Origin of the sequence: Planococcus wigleyi, from assembly GCF_014836985.1 — a bacterium.
Lineage (GTDB): Bacteria > Bacillota > Bacilli > Bacillales_A > Planococcaceae > Planococcus > Planococcus notacanthi.
This window is the reverse complement of record NZ_JACSPU010000002.1, coordinates 298,650-311,186: the sequence shown is the minus strand read 5'-3', so window position 1 is coordinate 311,186 and position 12,537 is coordinate 298,650. Positions and strand designations below refer to the sequence as shown.

General features: G+C 46.9%; 12 protein-coding genes. 4 read left to right on the top strand and 8 right to left on the bottom strand.

Translation table 11 applies throughout. The annotated features are described in order from the left end of the window. Positions 1-9 precede the first annotated feature (9 nt). The 7 genes from H9630_RS07080 to H9630_RS07050 form a co-directional block, all read right to left on the bottom strand. Positions 10-933, bottom strand: a complete 924-nt coding sequence (locus H9630_RS07080; protein WP_191714799.1) for an ROK family protein — start codon at positions 931-933, stop codon at positions 10-12. Positions 934-1,003: 70 nt separating this feature from the next. Next, positions 1,004-2,935 carry a BglG family transcription antiterminator gene (locus H9630_RS07075; protein WP_191714798.1) on the bottom strand — a complete coding sequence of 644 codons (1,932 nt, stop codon included), beginning with the start codon at positions 2,933-2,935 and terminating at the stop codon, positions 1,004-1,006. 176 nt (positions 2,936-3,111) lie between these two features. After that, positions 3,112-4,434, bottom strand: coding sequence for a 6-phospho-beta-glucosidase (locus tag H9630_RS07070; protein ID WP_191714797.1), 1,323 nt, complete (start codon positions 4,432-4,434; stop codon positions 3,112-3,114). A gap of 18 nt (positions 4,435-4,452) precedes the next feature. After that, positions 4,453-5,850 (bottom strand): glycoside hydrolase family 1 protein, encoded by a 1,398-nt coding sequence (locus H9630_RS07065; RefSeq protein WP_191714796.1) that lies wholly within the window; start codon positions 5,848-5,850, stop codon positions 4,453-4,455. Positions 5,851-5,953: 103 nt separating this feature from the next. Then, a complete protein-coding gene (locus H9630_RS07060; protein WP_191715083.1) occupies positions 5,954-6,259 on the bottom strand; it encodes a PTS lactose/cellobiose transporter subunit IIA in 306 nt (101 codons plus the stop codon). Positions 6,260-6,302: 43 nt separating this feature from the next. Then, on the bottom strand, positions 6,303-7,589 hold the full coding sequence (gene celB / locus H9630_RS07055; protein ID WP_191714795.1) for a PTS cellobiose transporter subunit IIC: 1,287 nt from the start codon (positions 7,587-7,589) through the stop codon (positions 6,303-6,305). 19 nt (positions 7,590-7,608) lie between these two features. Continuing rightward, positions 7,609-7,920: a PTS sugar transporter subunit IIB gene (locus H9630_RS07050; RefSeq protein WP_191714794.1), complete on the bottom strand. Its 312-nt coding sequence runs from the start codon at positions 7,918-7,920 to the stop codon at positions 7,609-7,611. Positions 7,921-8,105: 185 nt separating this feature from the next. Here H9630_RS07050 and H9630_RS07045 point away from each other — a divergent pair, with 185 nt between their 5' ends. Then, on the top strand, positions 8,106-9,044 hold the full coding sequence (locus H9630_RS07045) for a Gfo/Idh/MocA family protein (RefSeq protein ID WP_191714793.1): 939 nt from the start codon (positions 8,106-8,108) through the stop codon (positions 9,042-9,044). Between the two features lie 103 nt (positions 9,045-9,147). Beyond that, complete coding sequence (locus tag H9630_RS07040) at positions 9,148-9,819, top strand: HAD family hydrolase (RefSeq protein WP_191714792.1); 672 nt, start codon at positions 9,148-9,150, stop codon at positions 9,817-9,819. Between the two features lie 109 nt (positions 9,820-9,928). Here the strand turns inward: H9630_RS07040 and H9630_RS07035 are convergent, their stop codons facing one another. Further along, entirely contained in the window at positions 9,929-10,654 is a 726-nt protein-coding gene (locus H9630_RS07035) for a class I SAM-dependent methyltransferase (RefSeq protein WP_191714791.1), read from the bottom strand. 169 nt (positions 10,655-10,823) lie between these two features. Between H9630_RS07035 and H9630_RS07030 the strand changes: the two genes are divergently transcribed. Together H9630_RS07030 and H9630_RS07025 are read left to right on the top strand one after the other, a co-directional pair. Next, positions 10,824-11,435, top strand: coding sequence for a hypothetical protein (locus H9630_RS07030; protein ID WP_191714790.1), 612 nt, complete (start codon positions 10,824-10,826; stop codon positions 11,433-11,435). A 5-nt stretch (positions 11,436-11,440) separates the two neighbouring features. After that, entirely contained in the window at positions 11,441-12,490 is a 1,050-nt protein-coding gene (locus H9630_RS07025) for a beta-carotene 15,15'-monooxygenase (protein WP_191714789.1), read from the top strand. Positions 12,491-12,537: the final 47 nt, after the last annotated feature.

The following is a 12,537-nucleotide window of genomic DNA, read 5'->3' as shown; positions in this document are numbered from 1 at the left end:
GATTCCTGTTTATTGAAATGATCCATTGTGAAAACAGAGGGCTGCTGCTCCGATGACACCTGCATTTTGGCCAAGTTTGGCCGCAGCAATTTCTGTTTTTCGACCAGTCGGATTCAAGGCATAGCGGCGGACATACTGCTGAATCGCTTCAAACATCGGCTCTCCGAATTCAGAAACACCCCCGCCAAAAACGATCTTCTCGGGATCGAAGGTATTGATCATACTGACAGAAGCCACCCCAAGCACGTTGAACACATCTTTCATGTAAGCTGTTATGTCGGGATGTCCTTCTTTATAAAGGTGAAAAACATCTTTCGCCGTTACCTCCCTGCCGACGATTGCTGAAGCTCTCTTCGCAATGGCCGTTCCGGAGGCGATTGATTCCAGGCAACCTGATTGCCCACAGACACATTCTCCAAAAGAAGGATCGATGACTGCATGGCCAATATCTCCAGCGTTCCCCTTCATCCCTTTGAGAAGCTGTCCTTCTGAAATAATTCCAGCACCGATTCCTGTACTGACCGTAATATAGATGAAGTTGTCGGTTTCGGTTGCGGCACCGATCCATTTCTCGGCAAGAGCCGCAGCATTCGCATCGTTTTCCAACAGAACCGGAACGGGGAAAACACGCCCGATCAAGTCCCGAATCGGAATATCCACCCATGCCGGCAAATTGGGCGGGCAGGAGATGAGCCCGTTTTTGCTGTCCAGCGGACCCGGTGCGCCTATGCCGATTCCCACCACCTGGTCCATGTGAACACCTGACCTTTCGATGATTCTTCTGATTTCCTGTTGAATTTCAGCAATCATCGCTTCGGGTGCAATGTCCAGGTTTGTCGGAATGACTGACCGGCTGATGATGGTCCCTTGCTCATTCACGGCCGCAACGGCCACCTTTGTTCCGCCAATATCAACACCAATGGCATAGTTCATCTTTTCACTTCCTGACTTGAAGAGTCGGCACCTTCGTCAGATACCGGATAAATAGAGAAGTCGAACCATTCTACAAAGCAATCACTTTCATAAATTCCTCATAGGTTTTGGCTTTGGTCAGCCGTTCCACAATTGCGCTGTCGTGGATGATTCTGCCGAGCAGGTCGTACATGACCTGCAGATCTTCCTGGCTGTCTTTCATGACATTCAGCAGGCAGACAAACTGAACCGGCTTTTCTTTCCACATAATTGGCTTTTTCAGTGTGCAGACCGTTAAAAAAGTCGTTGTTGAATGCGGTGTAATGGGATGCGGAATCGCCACCAGGTTGCCAAAGGATGTCGGTGCCACTCTTTCCCGTTCGTATACAGCCTGAAGGCAGCCTTCATCCACCAGCCCGCGTTCGATTAACTTTTCATGAAGAAATTCCAGCACCTGCTCTTTTGTGCGCAGCTCCTGCCCCAGGAAGATCAGCTCTTCTTGGAAATAGGCGGAAATATGCTGCTGTTCCTTCAAGATGTATTTTTCGATTTTCCGGATATCGGACTCTCCCAAAATAGCATTGACCACAATCACCGGCACTGCCAGCTCTTCCTGGATGGGAATGGAACTGATGATGAAATCAATGCCGGCCAGTTCACAATTCTTCAGCTTATAGTATTCGGTCGTGCCGGCCACTTCCAGGCTATCGCCGAATTGGGATTTTAATTTGTAGTAAATCAATTGGGCCGTTCCCAATCCGGATGCACAAACGATCAGGCACCTTTTCGGAACGGATATGGATTTTTTTCGTTCAATGGCAGCGGCTATATGAAGCGCCAAGTACCCGATTTCATTTTCATCGATCACTGCTCCAATTGCTTCATTGATCGTCATTCCTGCCAGGATTCCTGCTTCAAACGCGACGGGGTAATTCACTTTGATGTCCTCAAGCATGGGATTTCTGATGTTCATTCCGTATCGGTACCGGTTGACGGCGGGCTTTAAATGCAGGCTCAAGGCAATGATCAATTCCTGGTCATTCTGAATGCCCAGATTCAGCTTAGACTCAATCCGCTCCAATGCCTTGACCACCAATCCAGAGATCTCTTTTTGGATCACTTGCTGGACCGCTTTTTCGCCGGCTTCGGGATGCGCGGCTATTTTAGTGCCCAGCAAATGCATCGCAATGTAAGCCACTTCTTCCAAAGGAAAATGAACGGCAAATTTCTCCTGTACTTTCCGGACGATTTTTTGGGCTACTTTGTATTCCTTCTGCTCCAAGATTTCATCAATATCGGATGAGTGTAACGTAACGTTATAGCCTTCCTTGATTCGTTTATAGGCAATTGCCAGGTGAATCACCAAATTATTGATGGCGATGTCAGATACCAAGACCTTATTTTCCTGAATCTGCTCCATGACGACCGCCAGAATGGAATCCAGTTCCTCCTGTGACAGTGAGGAGAAATGGGGCTTGAACAATTCATTTACCGGCTCTTCGCGGACAAATATATATTCCGCCATACAAAAGCGGCGCTTCAGTTCATCGGCATTGACGCGCAATCCGTAATTCGGACGCGATTCCAGTCGGATATCATAGACCGCCAGCATTTTTTTCACCTGGTTCAAATCATTTTGGAGAGTCGATTTGCTTATATACATTTCGTCGGCCAATTCCTCAAGCTTGATATAACCGTCGCTCAATAAAAACCGTTTGACCAAATAAGCGATGCGTTCCTCGGGCATTTTCGGGATGATGGTTTCCAGTTCCGCATCTTCTGTCGACAGCTTTTTCAAATAGCTGCGGAAAAGCGGCTCTTCCATGATTCCCAGTTTGTAGCCTTGCCCCATGACCGAATCGATATAAGCCCCGTGATCAATCAGCAGCGAATCCAGGGCTTTTATATCTTCACGGATGGTCCGTGAAGATACCTGATTGAGCACGGCCAGGTATTTCCCTGTAATCGGCGTTTCCGCAGCCATCAATTCACGGAAAATATTCTTCATTCGCGAGGTCAACATATCACCACTTCTCCTTACAATCGCTTTTCAATCCATTTCCCTCTGTTACTTTAAGTCTAATATACCTTAATTAATCAATTATTAATGATTCTTTTTACTTACATTTAATTCATATCTACATAAATTTCTGCTTTCACAAGAAATGCGCTAGGTTAAAATCATTTCCCTAAATCGCTTCAACCTGCATAAGACTTTTCAAACTGAGGCAAGTATTCTTTATGCGCTTCCAGCATTTCGTCCAGAATTTGTTTGGCGGTGCTGTCCGATGAAACAAGAGGGTTGATGGCCATTGCCAGCAAAGCGGTATGGTAGCTTCCCGTCACAGCCGCTTCAGCAGCCAGGCGCTCAAATGATTTGATTTGCTGGACCAGGCCGCTGACTGCAACCGGCATGCCGCCCATAGCGATCGGTTTTGGCCCCTCATTTGTGATGATGCAGCTGACTTCTACTGCCGAATCCGCCGGAAGACTGGAAATCGCTCCATTATTCCGGACATTGACCACCTGGATATCCTGTTTGTTGTTATAGATGGAGTTGATGAGGTTGCAGGCCGCATCGCTGTAAAATGCACCGCCCCGCTCTTCTAATTGTTTCGGTTTGACCGCCAGACTTTCATCGCTGTATAAAGTGAATAATTCTTTTTCCAGGTCCTGCACCACTTCAGCACGCGTTCCTTTGTCCTGCAGCGCCTGCTGTTCCTGCTCAAGCATTTTCTCCGTCTGGTAGTAATAGCGGTGGTACGGACAGGGCAGCAGGTTCAAAGCTTTGATGAAATCCTTTTCCCAACCGACATCGACAATATTTTTCATGGTCATCGACGGCCCGCTTGCCAGTTTATCCAGCACCTCGCCCATAACCGCTTTGCCGTCCAAATAGACTTCCAGACCGAAGACCATGTGGTTCAATCCAGCAAAATCGATGTGGATGCGGCTTTGTTCAACTTCCAGCATTTCCGCCACAGCCATGTGCATCCCAATCGGCACATTGCACAAGCCGATTGTTTTCGTAATTCCGCTGTAGCGCAAGACAGCTTCTGTCACCATTCCGGCAGGATTCGAGAAGTTGATGAACCAGGCTTCCGGGCAAAGCTCTTCGATGTCCCTGCAGATTTCCAAAATGACCGGTATGGTACGCAACCCTTTGAATAAGCCGCCCGGACCATTGGTTTCCTGGCCAATCACTCCGTATTTCAATGGAATCCGTTCATCTTTGGCACGGGCCTCCAAATGGCCGACGCGAATTTGTGTGGTGACAAAATCCGCTCCCGGCAATGCTTCCCGGCGGTCAAGCGTCGTATGGATTTCAATCGGCACTCCTGCTTTCTCCACCATCCGTTTGGCAAGCGCTGAGACGACCTCGAGCTTTTTCCGTCCTTCCGGAATATCGACGAGCCATAATTCCCGGACCGGTAATTCAGGGTAGCGTTTAATGAAGCCTTCGATCAACTCGGGCGTGTAGCTGGAGCCACCGCCGATTGTCACTATTTTAATGCCTTCCATCTATTCACTCCTCCCGTTTCAAGTCCTGTTGAAGCCATTTTGTTCAGCTACCTCTTTGATCCAATGGGCACTTTTCTTCGGTGTCCGTTTTTTTGTTTCAATATCGACTGAAAAGAAGCCATAGCGATTTTTATAGGCATTCATCCACGACCAATTGTCCATGAACGACCATAAGTGATAGCCTTTGACATTGCAGCCTTCTTCAATCGCTTGATGCAGCCAGGTTAAATGCCCGCTGATAAATTCGATGCGGTAATCGTCCTGGATTTCACCATTTTCAATAAAACGCGACTCATCTTCGACCCCCATGCCGTTTTCAGCAATATACGACTGGATGTTTCCGTAGTTGTCCCGCAGGTTGATCATGATGTCATAGATGCCTTTTTCATAGATTTCCCAGCCCCGGTACGGGTTCATTTTCCTGCCGGGCATTTCGTAATTATCGAAATACCAGTCGGGCATGAACGGCCCATATGGATTCGGCAGATGTTCTTTGGCTTTGACACGTCGCGGCTGATAGTAATTGACGCCCAAAATATCGACAATTCCTGATTTCACCAGCTCCTGATCGCCTTTTTCGGCATGCGGCAACTGGCCATGCTCCCTCAGCAGTTCCACCAGCTCTTCCGGATACTCTCCTAAAACCGCCGGATCCAGAAAACTTCTATTGAAAAACAGATCGGCGGCGTTGGAAGCCTTCAGATCGGCCGGATGCTGACTTCTTGGATAGGAAGGCGTCAAGTTCAGGATGATGCCAATCTGGCCTCCTTCAATTCCGGCTGCCCGAAACACATCAACCGCTCTGGCATGGGCAATCATGGTGTGATAGGCCACTTGCACAGCGCGTCTCGCGTCGACGACGTTCGGATAGTGGAAATCGTACAGGTAGCCGCCTTCGACCGGTACAATCGGTTCGTTGAACGTAAACCATTTCTTCACCCGGTCACCGAACAAGCGGAAGCATTCTCCGGCATACTTCGCGTAAGCCTCTACTACTTCCCGGTTTTCCCATCCGCCTTCCTCTTGCAGTTCAAACGGCATGTCAAAATGGTACAGCGTGACGAAGGGCTCGATTTCCTGTGCAATCAATTCATTGATGACATTGTTATAGAAATCCACCGCTTCGGGATTGATCTCCCCTCGTCCTCCTGGAATGAGGCGGGACCAGGAAATAGACAGCCGGAATGTATTGTGGCCGATTTCCTTCATTAACCCAATATCTTCTTTATATAGATGATAAAAATCAGAAGTGGATGCCGGGCCTACGCCATCAAAAAAACGATTGGGTTCATTTTCATGCCATTGATCCCATATGTTCCGGCCTTTTCCGCCTTCATCTGCAGCACCTTCTATCTGGGTGGCAGAAGTCGCGCTCCCCCACCAAAATCCTTTTGGAAACTTATACTGTAAAGCCATTCTGCAACCTCCATTGGGTTCTATTCCGCTTTAACGGTCCGTAAAAGTCCGATTAGTTCAGTTAACACTCAGTAGATCTAAACATCCCACTGAGTGCATTTTTTTATTTATTCCGGTAGATTTCAACGATTTCGACAGCCAGGTCCCGGACAGTCATCGAAGTCATCAGATGATCCTGAGAATGGATGAGCATGACCGTAATGGTGTTTTCTTCTCCGCTGGCTTCTTTTTGCAGCAATTGGGTCTGGTATGCATGGGCTTTACCCAGTTCTTCGCCCGCCTCAGCCAACAGCCTGTCAGCTTCTTCAAAATCATTGGCTTTTGCAGCCTGTATTGCTTCCATTGCGGTTGATTTGCCATTGCCGGCATTCAAGATTATCTGAAAAGCAATTTCTGTGATTGTGTCCATTTGCATGTGCTGTCACCTCTACTAATAGTTTTCTGGAAAATGATCAAGCTTCTTCCCGTTCAGTTTCGTAATAATTTTTGTCCAGAATCCGCAGGAACGGCCACCAGATCATCATGACGACAAGCATGTTAACTGCCTGAAGCACCCCGCCCTGCCATGCATTTCCTGTCGCCAGGAAACCATTGAGGATGGGTGGTGTCGTCCAAGGCACGATAATGCCTGCCGGTCTTGGAACAAGCCCTGCCGCCATCGAGTAGTAAGTGATGACTGTGACTGCAACCGGTGCCAGCATCCATGGAATGATGATCAACGGATTCATGATGATCGGCAAACCGAAAATGATCGGTTCGTTGACATTGAAAACGCCTGCCGGTGCGCCAAGTTTCCCCAATTCTTTGAGCTGACGGCTTTTTCCGATGGCAAAAATCAATACGATGACAGCAAGCGTCATTCCTGTTCCACCCATTCCGACAAGGAACGAATCGATGAATTGTTTGGTCACGATGTTCGGAAGTGCTTCTCCTGATTGGAAAGCTACCAAGTTCTGGTCATTGAGTGTAAACCAGATCGGATCGAATACCGAGTTGATGATGATTTGCCCGTGCAAACCGAAAAACCAGAAAACCTGCGTCAACAGGACGATGATGATCGTTGCCGGCAAACCGCTTCCGAGAATCGTCAACGGCTGTTGGATAATCGTGAAAATGAAGTTTTGCATCGTTTCAAATGAAGTAAAGCTGAACAGTACCCGGATGAGCAGAAAAACCGATAAGGTTAACGTGATCGGGATCAAGGCACTGAATGATTTCGATACCGCTGCAGGTACACCGGCCGGCATCTTGATGGTCCAGCCACGCTCGATGAAAAAGCGGTTAAGCTCTGCCGAAAGAAATGCGGTGAAAATCCCAAGGAACATCCCTTGTGCGCCAAGAGCTGAAGTTGGAATCACGCCTGGTACATCTTCCAAAATCTGCGGTGTCAAAATCAGGAAAGCCGCCAGGGCGACAACTCCGCCATAGATGGCGTCCTGTCCATAATGGGCCGTCAGCTTGTAGCCGATGCCAATGATGACGAACATCCCCATGATACTGAGCGTTGCAGCAGATGCCGGACCCAACGCATTTTGATAGGCTGTATAAGCTTCCGGACTGATGACACGATCCAGGAATGGCAGGTTGGCGATCACCACAAAGATGGAACCAAAAATAATTAAAGGCAAAGCAACCATGAAGCCATCACGCAAAGCAGTCAGGTAACGGTTGTTGTTCAGTGCATCCGCCAATGGCAGCAAGAAGCTTTCCAGAAACTGCATGAATTTATTGTTTTCCATTTTCTTTCCTCCGCTCCTGTTAATAGGTTTCGATTAATTCCATTGCTCTATTCAATACGGATTCGCCGTCCAGTCTGCCATAAGCCATTGAGTCAATAACTTCCAACGGGATACCGACTTCTTCCGCCACTTTTGCGAATTTCTTTTTCAGAAATCTCATTTGCGGACCGATCAGCAGAACGTCCGCCTTTTCCATGTCTTTCGTTGCTTTGTCCTGTGAAACCGCCCAGATGGTCACCTCAAGTCCTTTTGTTTTCGCCGCTTCCTCCATTTTGGTAACCAGTAGACTGGTGGACATTCCTGCTGAACACGCCAATAAAATATTCTTCATTTGTATAACCCCTCTCCCTTTAGTTTTCTGAAATATTCGACTACAAACTCAGTTTAGATTGAAACCGCTTACAACTCTACTCATTAATTTTCCGCTTCATGGAGGAAAAGAGTAACCACTCATTTTTTGGAAATCTGCGTTAGAATAGAAGATAAGCATACCATCAGTCAATAGGAGGAATCACAATGAGATTTGGCATCATCGGAACGAATTGGATTACCGACCGCTTTATCAAAGCGGCCAATCAGCATCCTGAATTTACAATCGGCGCAGTTTATTCCCGTTCGACAGAGACCGGCAGCGCATTTGCGGAAAAATACGGAGTGGAGAAAGTTTACACGGATTTAACAGCGCTGTTCAGCAGCGGTGACATCGATGCTGTTTATATCGCCTCCCCCAACGCCTTCCATGCCGAGCAAAGCGTTTTGGCTATGGAACATGGCATCCATGTCCTATGTGAAAAGCCGGCGGTCACGTCCGTTGAGGAAATGGACCGCGTCATCGAAGCTTCCCGCCTGCACAACACAACCTTTATGGAAGCGATGAAATCAACGGTGACTCCTTCTTTCCTGAATTTGAAAAAGAACTTGGACAAGATTGGACCGATCCGCCGTTTCATCTTCCATTACAATCAATACTCATCACGCTACGACAATTACAAGAACGGCATCATTGAAAATGCCTTTAAACCGGAACTCGGCAACGGCGCCAAAATGGACCTTGGTGTCTACGGCATCGCGCCGGTCGTTCATTTAGCAGGAGCACCTGAGTCTGCCATGAAGAACAATTATTTATTGTCGACAGGTGCCGATGGACAAGGCAGCATGATCTTGAACTATAATGGCATGGAAGCCATCATTATGTATTCGAAGATTTCGGATTCGTTTTTACCAAGTGAAATACAGGGCGAGAACGGGACGATTCAAATCGACCGGATCAGTGACCCGAAAAACATCACCATCAACTACAGAGACGGCCGGACAGAAGATTTGTCTGTAGCGCATGAATTCGATACGATGTATTACGAATTGGCCGAGTTCATCAACTGTGTGAAAAACGGACAATTGGAATCATCCATTAACACCCATGCCATTTCACGGGAAGTAATGGAACTACTGGTGTGAACGATCGTTTTAAAGAAACGTTCCTGCCCTGATAAAATAGGTATGTAAGATCAGCTCGATCACTCAACTTATCCAATTGAACAGCAAAGGAAGTGCATGTTTTATGATAAAAGGAATCATATTCGATTTTGACGGTTTGATTTTTGACACGGAAACGCATCAATACCATATTCTCCAGGAAATGTTTGGCCAGCATGGCAGTGAATTGCCGCTGGCGTTATGGCAAAACGAAGTTGGCACCGACAGTGGATTCTCGCCGTTCCATTATATGGAGGAACAAATCGGGAAACAAGTCGAGCATGCCTTGCTTGAAAAACAGTACAAAGAAAAGTTCCTTTCGACATTGGCGCAGGAGAAAGCGCGTGACGGCGTGGAAGATTACCTGCGGATGGCACAAGAGATGGAATTAAAAATCGGTTTGGCTTCCAGTTCTAGCTACCGCTGGGTTTCGGGCCATTTAAAGAACCTAGGATTGTTCGATTACTTCCAGTGCATCCGGACTTCCGATCATGTGGAAAAAGTGAAGCCTGATCCCGCATTGTATATCCAAGCGGCGCAATGTTTGGAACTGGCTCCGGAAAACTGCCTGGTTTTCGAAGATTCGGCTCACGGCGCGACGGCCGCCAAACGGGCTGGCATGGGATGCGTCATCGTACCGAACAAAATCACCAGCACGATGGATTTCTGTGAAGTCGAGCACCGGCTGGATTCGATGGCGGATATGCCTTTGACGGAGCTTCTTGAGTATGTGGCTTCAGTGAAAATAAATCGTTAAAGTGAAAAGAGGGTTCTGGCTGGATGCCAGAACCCTCTTTTTCTATTTTCATCAAAATTTCTTCTTCGCACCCAAGCAATTCGAACAGTCTGATACACTCTCCACTCTTTTAATGGGGTTGTGTCGCGGCAATTCCGAAAAAGGAACGGGGATCGTCCGAAAACACCACCCGTTCGAAATGAGCCTGAAATCCCGCTTCCCTAAGCAGCTCTTCCCATTCCGGCATGGAAAACAAGCCGCCTTTCATGCTGTCATGCTCATGGGTCACTTTTCCGTCCCTGTCCCGCATAACGTATGCATATTCCGTTTCCAGCATATGATCTTCGGGGTCGCTGTCATAGGTCCACTCCAAATACCGCATGCCCCGTCCACCCTTGTCGACTCCTCCATGATCCGTCCGGGGTTCAAACGTTTCCGTGTACTCGTCCGGCATGATGAACAACAGGCCATCCGGTTTCAGATGCTTCTTGGCGTTTTTCATGATGGCCAGCAAATCGGCCTTATCCGTAAAATACGTAATCGCATCGTGAATGAACACCAAATCAAACTGGCGGCCAACCTCGATTGTTCGCATGTCCCCTTGCATATGCGGACAATCCGGATTGAGCTCGCGGCTGACTTCCAGGATGTCCGGCGACAAGTCCGTCAACGTCATCGAAAAATACTTTTTCAGGTAAAAGGCATTGCTGCCTCCTCCCGAACCAAATTCCAACGCTTCTTTGACTGCAGGATGATACTGTCGGATGATTTTCAGAAAAAGATGGGCTTCTTCCTCGTATTCCGTATGCGGAGACAATAACGGCCACCATGTTGCCAGTTCCTTGTACAGCTTCATGCGGACTCACCCTTCCGATTTTTCTTTTATTATATAGCGGATGGCTGTAAGAATGATAGGAAGGGGTTTATGGATTTAAGAGAAAATAGCGACTAGTAAAAGTAGGTCTTTTAAACTAAAATAAAGGTAACTGGAAAATGATTGGATGATTTGAAAAAGGAGCTGGAAAATGAAAAAGACTCTTCTGTGGATCACCGGTATTGCCCTAATTTTAGTCGTTATCTGGCTCGCAACCGGATACCATACCACTCCGGAAGGCGCATTCGAGGAACTGCAGCAATCAACAGATGCGACGCTTATACCGATGGTGGATGAGAGTCATGTTGTCCTGATTGATAAAAACGGCGAACTTTCCCTTGCGCTCATGATTCCCGAACGCGGCTTCTTGATCACCACCCTTTACACAGACTTTGAAATTTCGCCTACTAATCTGAATGTCTTTGATGTGGACCTTGACCAAAATATCGCTTTTCTAAACGCACCTGGGAAGTGGGAGCATGCTTACGGTCTCCTGAAAAGTGAAGAGGTAGAACATTTAACAAATTCATGGCCGTTGGAATATGAAGCTCCCTATCCAGTCCACTCTTTGGCAGATTATTTTTCCGAATCTACTTTTGAAGATCTTATTCTCTGGGACTTCCCTCAAGAGCTGGAAAAGGACACCCTTCAGTCTTCCTTCTACTTTCTGGATGAAAATGAAGCGGTAATTGAGGAAATTCAAAATGAGTATACGATAGAAGAATTTCATGCAAATGAAGATGTTACTACAGACAAGGAGTGAATAAAATGACTTGGATAGAGAAAGCAAAACCCATTTGGCTTTTGATGCTTGTTGGTATTTTCACCGGTAATTTCTTGTTGTACCAGACTTCCTTCGGGCTTACGATCATGCCTGAAGAAACCCAATATGTTGTGCTGGGTTCCCTGTTGGACCTCGTTATCCTGGCGCCTCTTTTCACAATGCTTTACCTCAATAAATTCACCTTAAAAACAACGATTGCGCTTTCTGCACTCGGTTGTGTGCTGCTCCGATTCCTTATCCCTTCTTCATTGCTGGAACCATTTGAAACCATCACCTGGATCGGGATTCTGGCAGAAGGCAGCCTTGTTCTCCTGGAACTGTTGCTGATTGTCGCTTTTGTCCGGTATATGCCTAAAATTACAGCTGATGTCAAGAAAAGCCCGCTTCCGGTTGTATTTTCATTTTCACAGGCCGTTGATCGGTACGTGCGCACCCATCCCATTATTCAAGTGGTCTGTTCCGAATCGCTGATGTTTTATTACGCATTCGCGAGCTGGAAAAAGGCACCACGCTCCGGAATCACCCTGTACAAGAAATCGAGCTATATCGCCTTACAGATTATGATGATCCACGCCATCGTCATCGAAACGATCGCCATTCATTATTGGCTCCATGACAAAGCACCGATCCTCTCGATTATTTTGTTGCTGCTGAATATTTACTCGGTCATTTTCTTCTTAGCCGATATCCAGGCTCTGCGATTGAACCCGATTCATTCCGATAAAGACGCAGTCTATTTGTCACTTGGTTTAATGAAACGGGCACAAATCGATTATTCGAACGTGGAATCTATCATTGAGGACGCATCGATCCTTGAACAAAAGCTTTCCAAAGACACCATCGACTTTGCCGTACGGGATTTCGAAAAAGTCTATCCGGATTTTATTTTGAAAATGAAGACACCGCAAAAAGTCGTTTTGTTTATGGGAATTGAAAAAGAATATAATTTCGTTGCAATCAAATCCGATTCGCCAAGCGAACTTAAAGAATTGTTTAAAGAGAACGGCGCGGCAGCAATCGATGCTCATCAATAAGCAAGATCCAAGCAAGTACTCTACCGCTGAAAACGAAAAAATTTAGT